The sequence below is a fragment of the Lentzea xinjiangensis genome, assembly GCF_900110955.1.
GTDB lineage: Bacteria > Actinomycetota > Actinomycetes > Mycobacteriales > Pseudonocardiaceae > Lentzea > Lentzea xinjiangensis.
In genome coordinates this window covers 102,996-122,087 of sequence record NZ_FOFR01000008.1, presented here as the reverse complement: position 1 = coordinate 122,087, position 19,092 = coordinate 102,996, and the positions used below count along the sequence as shown (strand labels likewise).

General features: G+C 71.1%; 16 protein-coding genes. 12 read left to right on the top strand and 4 right to left on the bottom strand.

Features of this window, described 5'->3' with window-relative positions:
- Positions 1-2: 2 nt before the first annotated feature.
- Positions 3-1,667 carry an ABC transporter substrate-binding protein gene (locus BMW88_RS19050; protein ID WP_089952395.1) on the bottom strand — a complete coding sequence of 555 codons (1,665 nt, stop codon included), beginning with the start codon at positions 1,665-1,667 and terminating at the stop codon, positions 3-5.
- A 135-nt stretch (positions 1,668-1,802) separates the two neighbouring features.
- Between BMW88_RS19050 and BMW88_RS19045 the strand changes: the two genes are divergently transcribed.
- The 10 genes from BMW88_RS19045 to BMW88_RS19005 all read left to right on the top strand — a co-directional run bounded on the left by BMW88_RS19045 (position 1,803) and on the right by BMW88_RS19005 (position 12,482).
- Positions 1,803-3,035 carry an ROK family protein gene (locus BMW88_RS19045; protein WP_089952393.1) on the top strand — a complete coding sequence of 411 codons (1,233 nt, stop codon included), beginning with the start codon at positions 1,803-1,805 and terminating at the stop codon, positions 3,033-3,035.
- A gap of 92 nt (positions 3,036-3,127) precedes the next feature.
- On the top strand, positions 3,128-3,256 hold the full coding sequence (locus BMW88_RS44020; RefSeq protein WP_281249420.1) for a hypothetical protein: 129 nt from the start codon (positions 3,128-3,130) through the stop codon (positions 3,254-3,256).
- A 234-nt stretch (positions 3,257-3,490) separates the two neighbouring features.
- Positions 3,491-4,414: a carbohydrate ABC transporter permease gene (locus BMW88_RS19040; RefSeq protein WP_089952391.1), complete on the top strand. Its 924-nt coding sequence runs from the start codon at positions 3,491-3,493 to the stop codon at positions 4,412-4,414.
- Complete coding sequence (locus BMW88_RS19035; protein ID WP_089952390.1) at positions 4,404-5,246, top strand: carbohydrate ABC transporter permease; 843 nt, start codon at positions 4,404-4,406, stop codon at positions 5,244-5,246. The genes BMW88_RS19040 and BMW88_RS19035 overlap by 11 nt, the downstream gene beginning before the upstream one ends.
- 15 nt (positions 5,247-5,261) lie before the next feature.
- Positions 5,262-6,572, top strand: coding sequence for an ABC transporter substrate-binding protein (locus BMW88_RS19030; RefSeq protein ID WP_089952388.1), 1,311 nt, complete (start codon positions 5,262-5,264; stop codon positions 6,570-6,572).
- Positions 6,569-7,651, top strand: coding sequence for a Gfo/Idh/MocA family protein (locus tag BMW88_RS19025; RefSeq protein WP_089952386.1), 1,083 nt, complete (start codon positions 6,569-6,571; stop codon positions 7,649-7,651). Before BMW88_RS19030 ends, BMW88_RS19025 begins: the two co-directional genes overlap by 4 nt.
- A complete protein-coding gene (locus BMW88_RS19020; protein WP_089952384.1) occupies positions 7,633-8,520 on the top strand; it encodes a DUF6807 domain-containing protein in 888 nt (295 codons plus the stop codon). The genes BMW88_RS19025 and BMW88_RS19020 overlap by 19 nt, the downstream gene beginning before the upstream one ends.
- Positions 8,514-9,215 (top strand): cupin domain-containing protein, encoded by a 702-nt coding sequence (locus tag BMW88_RS19015; protein WP_089952382.1) that lies wholly within the window; start codon positions 8,514-8,516, stop codon positions 9,213-9,215. Before BMW88_RS19020 ends, BMW88_RS19015 begins: the two co-directional genes overlap by 7 nt.
- Entirely contained in the window at positions 9,215-10,603 is a 1,389-nt protein-coding gene (locus tag BMW88_RS19010; protein ID WP_089952380.1) for a BNR repeat-containing protein, read from the top strand. The genes BMW88_RS19015 and BMW88_RS19010 overlap by 1 nt, the downstream gene beginning before the upstream one ends.
- Before the next feature lie 115 nt (positions 10,604-10,718).
- Positions 10,719-12,482, top strand: a complete 1,764-nt coding sequence (locus BMW88_RS19005; protein WP_089952378.1) for a rhamnogalacturonan lyase — start codon at positions 10,719-10,721, stop codon at positions 12,480-12,482.
- A gap of 143 nt (positions 12,483-12,625) precedes the next feature.
- Here BMW88_RS19005 and BMW88_RS19000 read toward each other — a convergent pair whose 3' ends face one another.
- Entirely contained in the window at positions 12,626-13,453 is an 828-nt protein-coding gene (locus tag BMW88_RS19000; protein WP_089952376.1) for a helix-turn-helix transcriptional regulator, read from the bottom strand.
- Between the two features lie 130 nt (positions 13,454-13,583).
- Here BMW88_RS19000 and BMW88_RS18995 point away from each other — a divergent pair, with 130 nt between their 5' ends.
- Positions 13,584-14,516: an NADP-dependent oxidoreductase gene (locus BMW88_RS18995; protein ID WP_089952375.1), complete on the top strand. Its 933-nt coding sequence runs from the start codon at positions 13,584-13,586 to the stop codon at positions 14,514-14,516.
- 69 nt (positions 14,517-14,585) lie between these two features.
- Here BMW88_RS18995 and BMW88_RS18990 read toward each other — a convergent pair whose 3' ends face one another.
- On the bottom strand, positions 14,586-15,551 hold the full coding sequence (locus tag BMW88_RS18990) for an acetylxylan esterase (protein WP_143116144.1): 966 nt from the start codon (positions 15,549-15,551) through the stop codon (positions 14,586-14,588).
- A gap of 37 nt (positions 15,552-15,588) precedes the next feature.
- Positions 15,589-17,850 carry a rhamnogalacturonan lyase gene (locus BMW88_RS18985; protein ID WP_218148124.1) on the bottom strand — a complete coding sequence of 754 codons (2,262 nt, stop codon included), beginning with the start codon at positions 17,848-17,850 and terminating at the stop codon, positions 15,589-15,591.
- Positions 17,851-18,075: 225 nt separating this feature from the next.
- Between BMW88_RS18985 and BMW88_RS18980 the strand changes: the two genes are divergently transcribed.
- Positions 18,076-19,080, top strand: a complete 1,005-nt coding sequence (locus BMW88_RS18980) for a LacI family DNA-binding transcriptional regulator (RefSeq protein ID WP_218148123.1) — start codon at positions 18,076-18,078, stop codon at positions 19,078-19,080.
- Positions 19,081-19,092: the final 12 nt, after the last annotated feature.

Here is a 19,092-nt window from a genome sequence, read left to right as displayed (position 1 = left end):
CGTCAGGAACCAGCGGGCTTGAGCCGCAGGTACACCTGGGAGGCGTCCGGCCGTTTCCACACCGCCGGGAACGCGTACAGGTCGTCCTCGCCGGGCCAGCCGGTGAACGCCTTGGCGTTGTACTCGTTCGGCACGCCGCCGGTCAGGACCGGGATGTACGGCATGTGCTCCTCGAGCTCGGCCTGGATGGCGTCGTAGTGGGGCTGCCGCGCGGGGTTGCCGCGGTCGGTCCTCTTCAACGCGGCCAGCGCGGCGTCGACGACCGGGTTGCTGAACCGGGCGAAGTTCGGGTTGGCGGCCTGGCCGACCGGTGCCGTCGTCGCGGTCGAGAAGAAGTAGCTGTAGGTGTAGTAGGGGTCGGGCGCGGGGCCCTGCTCGACCGAGTCGATCAGCAGCTCGAACTGGCCGCGGCCGCGGGCGTCGGCCCACTCGTTCCACGACAGCTGCTGCGGGGTGATCTTGATGCCGATCCGCAGCAGTTGCTGGCTGAGCGTCTCCAGCGCGGTGATGTAGTCGGTCCAGCCGGCGACCACCTTCACCGTCAGGGCGAGCGGTTTGCCGTCCTTGGCGTAGACGCCGTCGGCGCCCTTGGCGTAACCGGCGGAGGTGAGGAGCCGGTCGGCCTTGGCGGTGTCCGGGTTCATCGGCGCCATGCGGTCGGTGAGCCGGGCCGACAGCAGGTTCGCGTCGCGCGGCTGGAGCGTGAAGCCGGGCGACATCTCGGTGTTGAGGTTCTGGAACGCCAGCGAGTTGATCTGGGTGCGGTTCATGCCGAAGTAGATCGCCTTGCGCACGGCCGGGTCCGTCTGCGCGCCCTGGCAGCCGAGCTGGGCGTTCGAGCAGGTGAAGAGCGAGACCTGGTTGAGCGGCAGCGTGATGGACCGGTAGCCGGGGTAGTTCTTCTCGATGTTCGCGACGTCCGGGATGGGGGCGGTCTGCCAGTCGATGCTCCCGGCCTTCAGCGCGTCCACGCCCGCCTGGTTGCCGGACAGCGACAGGTAGCGGACCTGCTTGAGGGCGGGCTCTCCGCCCCAGTACCCGGGGTTCGCCCTGAGGGTGAAGGACTGCGCCTTGAAGTCGCCGAGCCGGAACGGGCCGGTGCCCACGGGCTCGTCGTTCACCTCGGTCGCCGGCGCCGGGTAGTTCTTCCAGATGTGCTCCGGCAGGATCCAGAGCTGTCCCAGCACCTGTGGTCCGTCCATGTAGGACGGTTCGCTGAACTTGACGGTGACGTGGGTGTCGTCGACGACGGTCGTCGTGCCCTTGAAGCCGGTCTTGTTGATCGCCGGGGTCTTGGCGACCAGGTCGAAGGTGAACTTCACGTCCTCCGCCGTGAACTTCTCGCCGTCCGACCACGTCACGCCGTCCCGGAGAGTCACGGCCAGCTCGGTGCCGTCGGCGTTCCAGGTGAACTCGGTGCCCAGCAGCGGTTTCGGCGGTGCGTCGGCGGCGATGTTGAAGAAGAACAGCGGCTCGTAGATCGTCCCCGGCCCCTCGATCTGGGTGGGGGCGTAGGGGTTGAAGTTGAGCTGGTAGTCGCCGGCCTGCCCGGTGTAGACGACGAGGGTGTCCCGGGACCGGCCGCCACCACCGGATCCGGAGCACGCCGCGGTGGCCGCGAGAGCCGCCACCAGTCCGAGTGCGAAGAGCCTCTTGTGCAGGAACATCGTTGATCCTCCCGTGGCTGGGTGGTTCGCGGCGGAGATTCTTCAGTTGCTAAACAAAGAAAGTCAACGCCTCGGGGTGCTTTACTGGTCTGTGCTCGTCGAAGGGACGAGTTCGTCGTTCGACGGAGGAGCGCGGTGAGCGGACCGGCACGGGTGACCCACGCCAGCACCAGGGCGGCCGTGCTCGACCTGATCCGGGCGGCGGGCGTGATCAGCCGCGTCGGCCTGGCCGGCGCGAGCGGCCTGACCGGCGGCACGATCTCCACGGTCGTGCGCGGCCTGATCGACGAGGGCCTGGTCGCCGAGACCGGGCACGCCGAGTCGACCGGCGGCAAGCGCCGGGTGATGCTGCAGCTCAACCACTTCGCCCGCTACGCCGTGGGCGTGCACCTCGACGATGCGCGGATCACCTGCGTGCTGACGAACCTCGGCGGCGCGGTCGTGGCGAGGATCTCCCGGGCACGTGCCGGAGCCGACGACCCCGCCACCGTCGTCGCCGCGATGGCCCGCGAGGTGGACGCGGTGATCGAGAGCGCCGGCGTCGACCGCGACCGCGTCCTCGGGCTGGGGCTCGTGTCCGCGCGCCCGTCGGCGCACGACGAGTCCGGCCGGCTGCTGGAGCGGGCGACGGGCCTGCCCGTGGTGCTGGACGACGACGCCACCGCCGCGGCGATCGGTGAGCACTGGTCCGGTGGCGTCGGCGCCACCGCGACGTTCGCCGCGCTGTACATGGGGACCGGGATCGGTGCCGGGGTGGTGCTCGGCGGCACGACCTACCGGGGGCCGAGCGGGCACACCGGCGAGATCGGCCACGCGTGCCTCGACGTCGACGGCCCGCGGTGCCGGTGCGGCGCGCGGGGGTGCCTGGAGGTGCTGGCCGGTCCCGCCGCCGTCGTCGCGCGGGCGAGGGAGGACCGGGCGCTCAGCCGGGCGGCCGGCCTGGCCGGCGGCAGGACCCGTGCGGCCGCGCCGGTCGCGGCGGACTTCGCGGCGATCAGCAGGGCGGCCCGGCAGGGCAACCCGCGCGCGGTGGCGCTGCTCGAACGGTCCGCCCGGTACGTCGCCGCCGCCGCGCGCACCCTCGCCAACCTGCTGGACCTGGAGGTGCTGGTGCTGACCGGCCCGAGCTTCGCGATCGCGGGCGCGGTCTACCTGCCCGTGCTGCGCGCCGAGCTCGACGAGGCGTTCATCGCTCGCGACGCGCACCCGGTCGCCGTGCGGCTGTCCCCTTCCGCCGCCTCCGCGCCGGCGATCGGAGCCGCGGCGATCGTGCTGCAGTCCGAGCTGGTGCCGCGGCGGCAGGGCCTGCGGCTGCCGGACGACCTGGCGGCTGACGAACCCCCGGTCTTCCGCCAGGCCGTCCGCTGACGAGGAGCTGCACCCGGGACCTGCATCGGGGAGGTGTTGCGCTGAGGCGCAATAGCTCCTTCGATCCGCGGTGACCGTTGTTAACTGCCGTCATGAGCGCGAAGAGCATCAGCGGGATCGCCATTCGCGTGGCGGCCGCTGCCGCGGTGGCGCTCTCGGTCGACGCGGCGGATGACCCGTGCGAGGTCGAGGGCCTCTCCACGCGCAACCCGCACGCGTAGGGGACCGAGCGCCCGCGCCACCAGTCCGCCGGAGGGTGGCGGCCTTCTGCCCGAGGCCGTCGCCCTCCGGCCCTTCGCGCAGGATCGCCCACGAGCTCCACAGTGGACTTGGGTCGAACGGCTGACCTGCGTTCGATGACGGTGTTCGACGCCGTTCGACGGCGTTGCTTGACGCTGGTGGTGCACCGATGCAGACTCCGGAAAGCGTTTTCCCGACGACGGGGTCAGGAGTTTATGAGCGCACTGGATGAACTGCGTCAGTTGCGCCGCGGCGGCGTGCAGGTGCGCAAACGGGACAACAGAGCCGCGTTCTGGTTCCTCGCGCCCTGGTTCGCCGGACTGGTCTTCATCACGGTCGGTCCCGTGCTCGCGTCTTTCGCGCTGGGCTTCACCAAGTACAACCTGATCCAGCCCCCGAGGTTCATCGGGCTGGACAACTTCGCCCGCGTCCTGAGCGACGAGCGGCTGCACAACGCCCTGCGGGTGACCTTCACCTACGTGCTGGTGTCGGTGCCGCTGCAACTGGCGTGCGCGCTCGGTGTCGCGTTGCTGCTCGACCGCGGGCTGCGCGGGCTCCCGCTCTACCGCTCGGCGTTCTACCTGCCCTCGCTGCTCGGGTCGAGCGTGGCGATCGCGGTGCTGTGGACCCAGGTCTTCGGCACGGAGGGGCTGGTGAACCGCGTGCTCGGCCTCTTCGGCGTCGAGGGGAGGGGCTGGATCTCCGACCCCGACACCGCGTTGTCGACGCTGATCGTGCTGAACGTCTGGACGTTCGGCTCTCCGATGATCATCTTCCTGGCCGGGCTGCGGCAGATCCCGGCGGTGTACTACGAGGCCGCCGCGATCGACGGGGCGAGCAGGTGGTCGCAGTTCTGGCGGATCACCATGCCGCTGCTGTCGCCGATCCTGTTCTTCAACCTGGTGCTGCAGATCATCCACGCCTTCCAGTCGTTCACGCAGGCGTTCGTGGTCTCCGGCGGCACCGGCGGGCCCTCCGACTCGACCATGTTCTACACGCTCTACCTGTACCAGCAGGGGTTCAGCCGGTTCGACATGGGCTACGCCTCCGCGCTGGCGTGGTTCCTGCTCCTGATCATCGCGGCGTTCACCGCCGTCAACTTCTGGGCGGCGAAGTACTGGGTGTTCTATGACGACTGAGTGGCGTCGCCGGCTGGTGGTGCCGGCCAAGCACACCGGCCTGGTCCTGATCGGGTTCGTGATGCTGTACCCGGTGCTGTGGATGGTCGTGAGCTCGTTGCGGCCGGGCGACGAGATCTTCCGCAGCCCCGGCCTGGTCCTCGACAGCCTGCAGACCGAGAACTACGTGGAGGGCTGGAACGCGCTCACCCCGTCGTTCGGGACCTACCTGGTGAACTCGGCGGTGCTGGTGCTCGGCTGCATCGTCGGCAACCTCGTGTCGTGCTCGATGGCGGCCTACGCGTTCGCCCGGTTGCAGTTCACCGGCAAGCGGTGGTGGTTCGGCATCATGCTCGGCACGATCATGCTGCCGATCCACGTGATCATCGTGCCGCAGTACGTGCTGTTCTCCCAGATGGGCTGGGTGAACACGTTCCTGCCGCTGATCGTGCCGAAGATCCTCGCCACCGACGCGTTCTTCGTCTTCCTGATGGTGCAGTTCATCCGCGGCCTGCCGCGCGAGCTGGACGAGGCCGCGCGCATCGACGGCTGCGGCCACCCGCGGATCTTCCTGCAGATCGTCCTGCCGCTGATGACGCCCGCGCTCGCCACCACCACGATCTTCACGTTCATCTGGACGTGGAACGACTTCTTCAGCCAGCTGATCTACCTGACGGACCCGGACATGTACACGGTTCCCGTCGCCCTGCGCTCGTTCGTCGACTCGACGGTGGCGACCTCGTGGGGCTCGCAGTTCGCGATGAGCGTGGTGTCGCTCGTCCCGATCTTCCTCGCGTTCCTCATCGGCCAGCGGTACCTCGTCAAGGGGATCGCCACGACCGGGGGCAAGTAGCCGAAAGGAAAGCTCATGCTCACAGGTAGTCGCCGCGGTACCGCCTGGGCGGTCCTGCTGTCGCTCACCGCGTCGCTGCTCGCGGCCTGCGGGTCCGGTTCCGAAGCGGGTGGGGAGCTCACGACGGAGCAGGTGACGCTGCGCTTCACGTGGTGGGGCGCGGACGACCGGCACAAGCGGACCCAGCAGGTCATCGACATGTTCCAGAAGAAGCACCCGAACATCACCGTCAAGGGTGAGTTCAAGGAGTGGAACGGCTACTGGGACAGCCTCGCCACCACCATGGCGGCCAACGACGCGCCGGACATCATGCAGATGGACGAGCTCTACATCGCCTCCTACGCCGAGCGCGGCGCGCTGCTCGACCTCAACGAGGGCAAGAAGCACCTCGACACGTCGAACTTCGACGACCGGGCGCTCGCCACCGGCACGATCGGCGGCAAGCGGTACGGCGTGCCGGTCGGCCTGGGCATGTACTCGATCATCGCCAACACCGACCTGCTGGCGAAGTACGACATCCCGCTGCCCGACGACACCAAGTGGTCGTGGGACGACCTGAAGAGGATCGGTGAGCAGGTCACGAAGGCCAGCGGCGGCTCGGTGTTCGGCGTGCAGTCGCCGGGCATCAACGACGCGGCGGGGCTCAGCATCCGGGCCCGGCAGCAGGGCAAGGCGATGTTCGACGCCGACGCCAAGGTCGCGCTGACGCAGGAGGTCGCGCGGGACTACTGGCAGTACATCCTCGACCTCACCAAGTCCGGGGCCGCGCCGCCGCCGTCGGTGACCATCGAGAAGGCCTCCGCGGGGCTGAACCAGTCCGCGACGGCGACCGGCACCGCCGCGTTCGGCCTGTGGTGGAACACCCAGCTCACCGCGCTGACCGCGGCCAGCGGCGCGAAGCTCAAGCTGCTGCGGCTGCCGGGCGAGACGCAGGGCGTGCAACCCGGTGCCTACTACAAGTCGTCGATGTTCTGGTCGGTCTCGGCGAGGTCGAAGCACCCCGCGGAGGCGACGGCGTTCGTGAACTTCCTCGCCAACGACGAGCAGGCGGCCGAGGTGCTGCTGACCGAACGCGGTGTGCCGGCCAACCGGAAGATCCGCGAGGCCATCGGGGGCCGGCTCAAGGACACCGACAAGGCCGCCAAGGAGTACCTCGACACTGTCCCGGTCAGCGACCCGCCGAGGACCACGCCGAACGGTGCGAGCACCCTCGACACGATCCTCAAGCGGCACACCGAGGACGTCCTGTTCGGCCGGAGCACCCCCGACCAGGCCGCCGCGTCGTACATCAGGGAAGTGCAGTCCGAAGTGGACGCGGCCAGGTGAGGCGCGCGGCCATCGTCGGCACCGGCGCGATCGCGGCCGCCCACGCGGAGTCGCTGCGGGCGCTGGGGGACCGCGTCGAGCTCGTGGCCGTGGCGGACGTCGACGGCGAACGGGCGGCGGCGTTCGCGAAGGAGTGGGGCGTGCCGCGCGCTCATCCCGGCCTGGCGGAGCTGCTCCGCGCGGAACGGCTCGACCTGGTGCACGTGTGCACACCACCGCGCCACCACGTGCCGATCGCGCTCGACTGCCTCGCCGCGGACGTGCACGTGCTCGTGGAGAAGCCGCCCGCGTTGTCGCTGAGCGAGGTCGACCTGCTGGTCGAGGCCGAGCGGGCCTCGGCGGGCCGGGTCGCGACGGTGTTCCAGCACCGCTTCGGCCCCGCGGCCATCCGGTTGCGGCGGATGGCGGCGGAAGGCGTGCTCGGCAGGTCGCTGGTGGCGAAGTGCGACACGCTCTGGTACCGCGGCGACGCCTACTTCGAGGTGCCGTGGCGCGGCACGTGGGACAGCGAGGGCGGCGGCCCGACGATGGGCCACGGCATCCACCAGTTCGACCTGCTGCTGTCGATCCTGGGGCCCTGGAGCGAGATCCGGGCGCTCGCGGCCCGGCAGGCGCGCGCCGTGCAGACCGAGGACGTCTCGATGGCGCTGGTGACGTTCGCCGACGGCACCGTCGCCTCGGTGGTGAACTCCCTGCTGTCGCCCAGGGAGACCTCGGAGCTGAGGTTCGACTTCGAGCGCGCCACCGTCGAGGTCGAGCACCTCTACGGCTACACCGACGCGCACTGGGCGATCACCCCGGCGCCCGGCCACGACGACGTGGCCGCGAGCTGGCGGGAGAAGCCGTCCGGAGTCGTGAGCGGCCACCGGTGGCAGCTGGCGGCGGTCCTCGACGCGCTCGACAGCGGGGAACCGCCACCGGTCACCCTCGCGGACACGCGGATCACGATGGAGTTCATCGCGGCGCTGTACGCCTCCGCGTTCACCGGCACGGTGGTGAAGGCCGGCGACATCGGTCCGGACGACCCGTTCTACAAGTCCATGGAAGGAGCGGGTGCCCCGTGGGCGGACGCGCGGTGATCACGAGGCAGGACGACGAGGTGCTCGCCGTGTCGGTGGGCGGCGTCGAGATCTTCGAGTACGTGCACAGCCCGTCGACGCCCGCGTTCGAGGGGCCGAAACCCTACCTGCACCCCGTGCGCTCGCTCGCCGGTGACGTGGTGACGGCGTTCCGGCCGCACGACCACCGCTGGCACAAGGGCGTGCAGATGACCGCGACCGACGTGTCGGGCGAGAACTTCTGGGGCGGCGTCACCTACGTGCGCGACCGGGGTTACGTGGCGCTGCCGAACGTCGGCACCATGCGGCACGACGAGTTCGAGATCGCCGCGGACGAGGCGCGGGTGACCGAGCTGCTGTCCTGGTTCACCGAGTCGGGCGAGCACTGGGTCCGCGAGCGTCGTGAGCTCTCCGTGCGCGACGTCGAGGACGACGCATGGACGCTGGAGTTCGCCACGACGCTGATGAACCTGCGCCGGGAGCCGCTGGTCTTCGGCAGCCCGACGACCAACGGCCGCGAGCTCGCCGGCTACACGGGGTTCTTCTGGCGCGGCCCGCGGTCGTTCACCGGCGGCGAGGTGATCGCGGCCGGCGGGGGAGCGGGGCAGGAGATGATGGGGGAGGTGGCGCCCTGGCTCGCGTTCATCGGTCATCACGACGAGGTGGACCGCTCGTCGACGCTGCTGTTCGTCGACCACCCGGACAACAAGGGCACGCACTGGTTCGTGCGCAGCACACCGTTCGCGGCGGTCAACCCCTCGTTCGCCTTCCACGAGACCGTCGAGCTGCCCGCGGGCGAGTCGCTGAGCCTGCGCTACCGGCTCGTCGTCGCTTCCGGGGCGTGGGAGCGGGAGACGCTCGAGTCCTACGTGGAGGCGCACCCGTGGTGACGCCGTTTCCCGGCGGGATAGGCATCTCCGGCCTGCGGGTCTACGACTGGCCCTCGGTCGACGGCTTGTGCGGGGGATCGCCGCACGTCCACCTCGCCTGCTCCGAGTGCTACTGCGTGGTCGGCGGCACCGGCAGCGTGCAGACCCTGACCCGTCGCGGGTTCGCCTCCACGCCGTTGAGCGCGGGAGTGGTCGTCTGGTTCACGCCGGGGACGATCCACCGGCTCGTGAACGACGGCGACCTGCGGATCATCGTCGTGATGCAGAACAGCGGTCTCCCGGAGGCGGGAGACGCGGTGTTCACGTTCCCGGCGGAGGTGCTCGCGGACCCGGGGGAGTACGCGGTGGCGTCCGCCGCGGACGGCGAGGAGGCCGCCCGGCGCCGTCGCGACCTCGCGCTGACCGGGTTCCTGGAGCTGCGCCGGGGAGGCGCCGCCGCGCTCGACGAGTTCTACGCCGCCGCCCTCGCGCTGAAGCGGGAGTCGCTGGCCGACTGGGAGAAGCGGTGGCGGGACGGGGCGCTCGCCTCCGCCGAGCTGACCGGCGCACACCTGGACCGGTTGCGCCACGGCGACCCGGGGCACCTGGCGGAGGCGGACGTCCACGTCCTGCCGGCCGACGCGCCCCGGCGGTTCGGGATGTGCGGCCGGCTCGACGTGCACGATCCGGGTGGAGGAAGATCGGTGCACGGCTGATGACCAGGATTCTGCTGACCTTGCTCGCCGTGCTGTTCCTCGTGCCGGGCACCGCGCACGCCGAGCCGCGCGTCAGTCTCGTCTCCGACACGTTGCTCGACGCCTCGGCGTTGTACTTCGTCTCCTACGACGGCCTGGTGAACAACAACTCGTTCCAGCAGGACGCGATCCTCACGTATGAGGGACGTCAGTACGCCGCGTGGTACACAGCGAGCCGCAACGCCGTGATCGCGCGGCGGGACGTCGGCAGCACGCGGTGGGAATCCGTTGTCCTGTCCCACCGGCTCGGCGCCGACGACTCGCACAACGTCATCTCACTGGGAATCTCCCCGCAGGACAACACGATCCACGTCGCCATGGACACGCATAACACGCGTCTGTTCTACCTGCGGTCCGAACCCGGACTGGCGATCGGCGCGCTCCCGTGGAACGCCGCCGCGTTCGGCGAGGTGCGGCTGACGCTCGGCGGCGTGGAGCTCGGGCCGATGACCTACCCGCGGTTCGTGGTGACGCCCGAGGGCGGGTTGCAGTTCAGCTACCGCACGGGCGGTTCCGGCAACGGCGTCAACGAACTGGCAGAGTACTCCGGCGGCACGTGGCGCAAGCTCGGCGCCTGGACGTCCGCGACGGGGCCGTACACCGGCCCGAACGGTGTCGTCTCGACCACGCGGAACATGTACCTGCACGGGCTGACCTATGACCGGAGTGGACGGTTGCACGCCGCTTTCACCTGGCGTGAGGGCAACCCCGGCGTCCTGTGCAACTCGGGAGGCCTCACCAACCACGACACCGGGTACGTCTACAGCGACGACCGCGGCCGAACGTGGCGCAACGGCGGAGGAGCTGTCGTGGGCACGACCGGCGGCACACCGGTGGGCATCGGCTCGCCGGGTCTCGTGGCCGATCCGCTCGATCCCAACCACGGCTTGATGAACCAGGAGAGCCAAGCGGTGGACGCCCGTGGCCGTCCGCACGTGGTGATCAGCTACGTGCCCGGCCGGTTCACCCAGTGCGTGTCGGACTACGCCCGCCAGCGCGCCCAGCACGGCCGTGTCTTCCACGTCTTCCGGAACGCGGACGGCACGTGGACCAAGCGGGAGGTACCGGTTCCGCCGGAGCACACCCAGCGCACGAAGGTGGTGTTCGACCGCGAGGACAACGTCTACCTCGTGATGCCGCGCGGGAGGATCGTGGCGGCCAGCGCGTCGAGCGGGTGGACGGACTGGACGACGTTGTTCGACCGGCCTTCGCTGCGGGCGTTCGGGGAGGTCAACGTGGATGCTTCCCGCCTCGTCCCGCAGGGCGTGCTGTCGGTGCAGTACCAGCAGACCTCCAGCGGCACCACGCCTTCGCCGATCCGCGTCGCCGACTTCCGCCTGGGCCCGTGACAAAGTTCAATGGCTGACTTTTTCGAATCGGCCGTCGAAGACGGATCGGACCCGCGGTGTTCGACCCGTTCGACGCTATCGTCCTCTTGAAACGTTTCAATTCGGGAGGGGAAGGATGAAGCGGTCAACTCTTTCGGCACTGCTCGCGGTCGTGCTGGCCGCGGGTGGCGTGCCCGCACTCGCCCAGGACGCGCAGGTCTTCCAGGACCGCGCGCTGGTCAGCGTCCGGTCGGTCCACGGCGACGGCAACTTCGTCTCGTGGCGGCTGCTCGGCTCCGACGCCGCGGACGTGGCGTTCGACGTCTACCGCGACGGCAGGAAAGTCAACTCCTCGCCGGTGACGACGGCGACGAGCTACCTCGACACCGGCGCGCCCGCGACGGCGTCCTACGTCGTGCGACCGGTGACGGGAGGCGTGGAACCGGCGGCGGCCACGCGTCCGGTCGGGACGCTCGCGACGAGCAGGGACGTCCCCCTGCAGATCCCGGGGTCCGGCTACGTCGCGAACGACACGTCGGTGGGCGACCTGGACGGCGACGGCGAGGTGGAGATCGTCCTGAAGTGGGATCCCGCCGACGCCAAGGACAACTCGCAGGCAGGCCGCACGGGCAACGTGTACCTGGACGCGTACAAGCTCAACGGCACCCGGTTGTGGCGCATCGACCTCGGCCGCAACATCCGCGCGGGCGCGCACTACACGCAGTTCCAGGTCTTCGACTACGACGGCGACGGCAGGGCGGAGGTCGCCGTCAAGACGGCGGACGGCACGAGGTCCGGCACCGGGCAGGTGATCGGCAACGCGAACGCCGACCACCGCAACGCCGACGGCTACGTCCTCACCGGGCCGGAGTTCCTCTCGGTGTTCCGGGGTACCGACGGCGCCGTGCTCGACACCGAGAACTACCTGCCGCCACGCGGGAACGTGGCCTCGTGGGGCGACAGCTACGGCAACCGGGTCGACCGCTTCCTCGCCGGCACCGCCTACCTGGACGGCTCCCGGCCGAGCATCGTGATGGCCCGCGGGTACTACACCCGCAGCGTGATCGCGGCCTGGGACTTCCGCGGCGGCCAGCTCACGCACCGGTGGACGTTCGACTCGGCGGCCCAGTCCGACCGGGCGGCCTGGGAGGGCAAGGGCAACCACCAGCTCTCCGTGGCCGATGTGGACGGTGACGGCCGCGACGAGATCATCTACGGCTCGATGGCCATCGACGACAACGGCCGGGGCCTGTGGCAGAACAACACCCACCACGGCGACGCGCTGCACGTCGGCGACTTCATCCCGGCCAGGCCGGGGCTCGAGGTGTTCAAGCCGTCGGAGTGGACCACCGAGGTCACCCACTGGATGGGCGACGCGCGCACCGGCCAGATCACCTGGAGCGCACCGGTCTGCGGGTGCGACAACGGCCGTGCCGTCGCCGCCGACATCTGGGCGGGCAACCCCGGCGCCGAGGCGTGGTCGGCCTCGGTCGGCGGCCTGCGCAGCGCGGCCACGGGCGCCCAGGTCTCCGCGCGCAAACCGGGGTCGATCAACTTCGTGGTCTGGTGGGACGGCGACGTCCAGCGCGAGCTGCTGAACGGCACCACGATCGACAAGTACGGCCCCAACGGGGACACGCGGCTGCTCACCGGCTCCGGCGTGGCGTCCAACAACGGCACCAAGTCCACGCCGGCGCTGTCCGCCGACATCCTCGGCGACTGGCGCGAGGAGGTCATCTGGCGCACCTCGGACAACCGGGCGCTGCGCATCTACTCCACCACCGAGCCGACGTCGATCCGGCGGCCGTCGCTGATGGAGGACCGGCAGTACCGGGTGGCCGTGGCGTTCCAGAACACGGGGTACAACCAGCCGCCGCACCCGAGCTTCGCCTCGCCCTGACCGAGCGGTTCCCGCCTGTCGCGCAGAGCGCGGGTGCGGTGGCGACAGCCGCATCTCGCGCTCGGCGCGAAGGCGTTGAGCGCACGGGAAAGCCGGTCGTGGCCGGGGATCGCCCTGGGACGGCGACATGATCGCCCGTGGCGTCAGGACGCCGGGGCGGTGGCCCAGCTCAGCAGCATGCCGAGTGCCTCCGCTGTCGGCGACCCGGTTCGCGGCAGGTAGGTGAGCAGGGAGCGGTCCGGGCGCGCGGGCACGGTCAGCACGTGGTAGTCGAACTCGAGGGTTCCGGCGACCGGGTGCACGAGGCGGGCGGTCCCGAGCCGCTTCTCCCGGACGTCTCCGGTCGCCCACAACCGGCGGAACGGCTCACTGCGGATGGCCAGCTCCCCGACGAGCGACGCCAGGCCCGCATCGCCGGGCCGGCGACCGGTCGCGAGACGGAGCTGGGCGACCGTCTCCGCGGCGATCTCGTCCCAGTTCGCATACCGGGACCGGGCTCCCGGGTCCAGGAACAGCTGCCGTGCGGCGTTGCGCGGGTGTGGCATGCCGCTCACCTCGAAGACCGCCTCCGCCGCGGCGTTCACAGCCACGATGTCCAGGCGAGCGTCGAGCAGCAGCGCGGGCGCGTCGGCGATCGTGTGCAGCAGCCGCACCAGCGGCTCGTCGGATGCGTCCGCTGCCGATGCCGCGCCGGTCCGCTTCGGGCGGGCGAGGTTGCCCAGGTGCTCGGTCTCGACGTCGGAGAGCCGCAGTGCCCGCGCGACAGCGTTGAGCACCTGGTCGGAAACCTGTGCGGTGCGGCCCTGTTCGAGCCGCACGTAGTAGTCGGGGCTGACCCCGGCGATCAGCGCGACCTCTTCCCGGCGCAGCCCCGGCACCCGCCGACGGGTCACGCCCGCCGGTAGCCCGACCTCGTGGGGCTGGATGCGCTCGCGCCGGGTGCGAAGGAACTCGCCGATGTCCGTCTCCACCCGAGCGACGGTACGCCGTCGTGGTGGCCGCAAGGTGGTCCTGCCGGAACCAGGTGCCGGGGTGCCTGTCCCGTCCTCCGGAAGCGGTCGACAGTGGGGTCGGCAACCGGGCCACACGGAAGGCGGGCAGATGCGAGCGGCAGTGGTGAAGGAGTTCGGCGGGCCGGAAGTGCTCCAGGTCATCGACGTACCGACGCCGGAGCCAGGGCCGGGCGAGGTCCTCGTCGAGGTGGCCGGCGCCTCGGTCAGCTTCGCCGACGTCATGGTGCGGACGGGCCTCAACGTCCAGTACGGCGCGACCGCCGCACGAGAGCAGTTCGGGCTGGGTGCGGACGTGGCGGGCACGGTCGCCGCGGTCGGCGCCGGGGTCACCCGGTTCACCGTCGGCGACGCCGTGGTCGGCACGCAGGAGCGGCTGGACCGCCCACTGGGGGCGCAGGCGGAGTACGTCCTGCTGGAGGACTGGGAGCTCGCTCCGGCGCCGGTGGGCGCCGGCCTCGTCGAGTCGGCCACCCTGGGGCTGAACGCGACCACCGCGGACCAGGCTTTGGACGTACTCGGGCTGAAGCCCTCGCAATGGCTGCTCGTGTCCGGCGCGGCCGGTGGGGTGGGTCTCTTCGCGGTCGAACTGGCGCGGCTGCGCGGGCTGCGGGTGATCGCGCAGGGCCGGGCGCGGGACGAGGAGCTCCTGCTGCGCGCGGGCGCGGAGCGGTTCGTTCCGAGCGGTGACGACCTCGTGCCCGCGGTGCGCCGGCTGGTGCCCGGCGGTGTGGACGCCGCGATCGACGCCGCCGACCTGCGGGCTGGTGCGGCGGACGCCGTGCGGCACGGGGGTGCGTTCGTGTCGCTGCTCAACTCGGCACCGATGGCGCGCCGGCAGGTCCGGATGACGAACCTCGCGTGGCACACCGACGGCGAGCGCCTGGCCAAACTCGCCGCGTACGCCGGTGCCGGCCTGATCAGCCTGCGGGTGGCGACGACGTTCCCGCTTGCCCGGATCGCGGACGCGCACGAGGCGCTGGCCGCGGGCGGGCTCCGCGGGCGGATCGTGCTGGTTCCCTGACCGCACCGGGGTGGGAGGTGGTCGTCCCCCTGACGGCCCGGGAACCGCCCGAGCCGCGGGACCGCGGGTTCAGAGGTGCTCGCGCAGGTGGCGCAGCTGCGTCTCCAGGTGGCTGGTGGGCGTGGTGTGCTTGCCGAACGGCGACACCGTGATCTCCTTGGGCGCGCGGACCTCGTGGTACGCGGCGTACACAGTGGACGGTGGGCACGTCTCGTCCATCAGCCCGACGCTGAACAGGCACCGCGCGGTGATCCGCCGGGCCAGCAGAGCGCAGTCGACGTACCGCAGCGTGTTCAGCGCGGTGGGCACGAGCGCGTCGTGCTGCGCGAGGAAGTCGCTGATCTCGGTGTACGGCGGGGTGGTCCCGATGCGGATCGCGCGGTGCAGGTCGCACAGGAACGGCACGTCGGAGTGGCAGACCCGCACCCGGTCGCCGCGCAGTGCCGCCGCGGCCAGGGCGAGCGCGCCGCCCTGGCTGCCACCGGTCACGGCGATGCGACCGGGGTCCACGCCCGGCAGTCCGGCCGCGACGTCCACGGCGCGCGCGGCGTCGAGGTAGAGCCGGGTGTAGTAGTAGTCGTCCGGGCTGGAGATGCCCCTGGTCATCACGCCGGGGTGCTCGGGCCCCGTGCCCGCTCCCGCGTCGGCCGTGGCGCCCACGGACCACCGCCCGCCCTGGGCCCGGCTGTCCATCACGAACGACGCGAAGCCCAGGCTCGGCAGCAGGGTGTGCTGGGCGGGCACGCCGCGGCCGCCGCCGTAGCCGATGTACGTCACGACCACCGGCAGGGGAGCGTCGCCGGGTGGCCGCAGGTACCACCCGCGGACGGGGTGACCGTGCGCGCCGGAGAACTCCACGTCGTACACCGACAACGGCCGGTAGAGGTCCGGCTCGTGCGGCGTCAGCACCGGTGGCGTCGCGGCGGCCGCCGTCCTGGCGAGCTGTGCGGCCCACCACCCGTCGAGGTCGTCCGGTTCCGGCGTGGTGACGCGGTGCCGGAGCAGGTCTTCCTCCGGCATGTCGACAACGGGCACTCGGCTCTCCTCCACAATGTCGCGGTCAGTGCGCCCCTCACCGTACGACGTGCCGGCGTGCCGGGAGGGGAACGCGCGCCCAGTCGACGTCCGAGGCGAGGTGGAAGCCGGGGTAGGAGGGCTGGTTGTAGGAGGTCTGCTGGCGGGCGACCTCCACGCGGTACTGGCGGTCGTGCATGAGCGTGTACATCTTGTGCCTGGTCGGCTCGGTGCTGAGGTGGAACCGCAGTGCCGTGCTGTCCTGGGTGCGCACCACGAGCTCCTCGCGCCAGTCGCCGAACACGTCGGCCACGAGCGAGGGGTTTCCCTTGGTGCCGTTGTTGGTGCGCGTTCCGGTGGCCGTGAGCAGCGTGCCGCGCCGCCAGTCGTCGACGGTCGGCGTGACGTCCTGGGCGCCGTTGACGATCTGCGTGGTCAGGTCGCCGGCCCAGCGGATGCTCATGTTCGTCCCGGGTGACCGGATCTCGAGCTGCCGGCCGTCGGCGCTCCAGATGCCGGCGGAACCGGACCCACCCGGCATGGACGCCCACGTCTCGATGCCGCGCACGTCCGGCCGGACGTCGCCGATCAGGCCGCGGCCGGTGTCCAGCCCGGAGTAGGCGCCGTAGACGACTTCACCGGTCCGCGCGTCGCGCAGGGTGTAGCCGTAGGGGGCCGACCACGCCCCCTCGTGCACCATGTGGATCTCGAGGCCGGGGCGGTCCGGGTCGATGTCGGTGACGTGCAGCGCGTCGCCGTGGCCGATCCGGACCTCGGCGCCGGGGTCCGCGCTGCCCGGTGGCAGGACGCCGGTGGAGCTGTACTCCAGCGATCCGTCGTCGTCGAGCGTCGCGCCGCCGTAGACGACCTCCTGCCGGCCGTCACCGTCGACGTCGGCGACGCTCAACGAGTGCGCGCCCTGCGTGGTGAGCCTCGCGTGGCTGGGGTTGGTGCCGTCGCGGCCGTGCGGGCTGTCGCGGAACGGGTTCGTCATCGGCACCCAGCCGCTGTCGGCGAGCCACCTCTTCGTCAGCCTCCTGCCGTTCCAGTCGTAGGCGGCGACCGCGGACCGGGTGTAGTAGCCGCGGGCGAAGATCGCGGACGGGCGTTCTCCGTCCAGGTACGCGACTCCGGAGAGGAACCGGTCCACGCGGTTGCCCGGTTCGATGCGGCTCATGGCGTAGTCGCCCCACATCAGCCCGTCGTCGTGGCGGCCCGGTTCGTAGCGGACGGTCTGCAGCTCCCGGCCCGTGGCGCCGTCGAACACGGTCAGGTACTCGGGCCCGTCGACGACGAACCCGGCGAACTGCCGCAACCTGTTGCCGGCGCTGCGGGAAGGCGCGTAGACGTCGAGGAAGTGGTCGGCCAGCGCGGCGGCGTCCGGTTCGGACAGCGGGTAGGGGTGGCGCTGCTCGATGCCCATCGCCTGCTCCAGCGTCGCGGGCCAGCGCCCGGCGACGACCTCGGGGTGCGCGTGCCAGCCCCGGAAGACGCCGATCAGGTGCCTGCGGTACCCCTCGGGGCTCAGCCGGTGGTCGTCGCTGTGCGCGTGGCCCGCGCGGACGTCCTCGCGCGGCATCGTGATGAACCGCTCGCGGCCGTCGCGGCCGATGGTCCTGGTGCCCGGCGCCGTCTTCGTCATCAGCTCGGCGCGCCCGTCGCGGTCGAAGTCGTAGACCAGGAACTGCGTGTAGTGCGCGCCCGCGCGGATGTTCACGCCCAGGTCGATCCGGTGCAGCAACGTGCCGTCGAAGCGGTACGTGTCCAGGTACACCGGCCCGGTGTAGCCGACCTGCGAGACGTCCTTGGAGTTGCTGGGATCCCACTTCACGACGTACTCGTACCGGCCGTCGCCGTCCACGTCGCCGACGCTGACGTCGTTGGCGGAGTAGGTGTAGCTCTCGCCGGCCGGCGTCACGCCGTCCGCGGGCTTGCGCAACGGCAGGTCGTGGTGCGCCGCCGCCCACGGCGTCACCGCCCTGCTCCGCCCGAGCGGCACCCCGCGCACGACGGGAGCGACCTGGTAGCGCGCGCCCGGCGGCGCGTCCTGATCGGTGTAGGTGGTGCTGTCGGTGACGGTCGCGACGCGCCGCCCGTCGCGGTAGACCGCGAAGGCCGGTCCCGCGAGTCCGGTGGCGGTCGCGCCCGTGGCCTCGTGCCCGAGCAGGCGCCAGCTCAGGTGCACGCCGTCGCCCGTGGTGGCCGCGACCAGCCCCCGGTCGAGCCGTTCGCCGTATCCAGGTCGCGCGGATGCGGGTGGTTGCCCGGCCAGCAGGACGATGACCACCAGCGGGAGCAGAACGCTTCGTCGCAGGTCCACGGCGGCAACGATGACCCTTCCGCACAGCGCTCCGCAAGGGTCAAATGCCATGCCAGATAAGCGGGTAAGCGTTTTCCGCGACGGTGTGTCGAATGCAGTTCGACGTTCGACGAAGCGTCTGGGTACGGTCAACCGTCAATTGGGAACGTTCCCGCAATCGGCGGTCAACGAACGCGGCATCTGTCCGTAATGTCGTCGAATCGCTTCAACGCCGGAGGTGTCGACGTGGTCACCATCGCGGATGTGGCGAGGCATGCCGGCGTCGCGCCGAGCACCGTCTCCTACGTGCTGACCGGCAAGCGGTCGATCTCGCCGCAGACCCGGTCCAAGGTCAGGGAGAGCATCCGGCTGCTGGGCTACCACCCGCACGCCGGCGCGCGGGCGCTCGCCAGCAGCAGGACGAACGTGGTGGCGCTGGTCCTGCCGCTGCGGCCCGGCGTGCACCTGCCGGCGCTCATGCGGTTCGTGACGGCGGCGGCCACCACCGCGCGCAAGCACGAGATGGACGTGCTGCTGATGACGGCGGACGAGGGTGCCCAGGGGCTGCGGCGCGTCGCGGGCAGCGCCCAGGTCGACGGCTTCCTGATGATGGACGTCGAGCTCGACGACGACCGCGTTCCGCTGCTGCGGCAGCTCCCGCAGCCGTCCGTCCTCATCGGACGACCGGCCGCGGTCGCCGGGCTCACGTGCGTCGACCTGGACTTCGAGGCGGCGGGCGGGCGGTGCGTCGACCACCTCGCCGACCTCGGTCACCGCTACATCGGCTTCCTCGGCGCGCCGAGCGTGGTCTACCAGCGCAACACCGGGTCCGCGCAGCGCGCGATGGCGGGGTTCGGCGCGGCGGCCATGCGGCGCGGCATCGCCTCGACAGCGCTTCCGGCCGACGACGACTACGAGTCGGTCCTGCACTCCGTGCGCGCCTTGCTGCGCGCACAACCGGCGATGACCGCCCTCGTCGTGCACAACGAGGCGGCGCTCGGCTGGGTCGCGGGGAGCCTGCGGGTGCTGGGGCGCCGGGTCCCGGAGGACATGGCCGTGGTGGGCATCTGCCCGGACGACCTCGCCGAGCAGTTGCAGCTCACCTCCGTGCAGCTACCCGCGGAGGAGCTGGGGCACCAGGCGGTGGAGCTGCTCGTCGCACGGCTCAACGGACAGCCGGTGCCGCCGCTCACCCTGCTGGCGCCGAAGCTCATCGGCCGCGCGAGCACCGCGCCGCGTCCGCGCGGCTGACCTCGTCCGGAG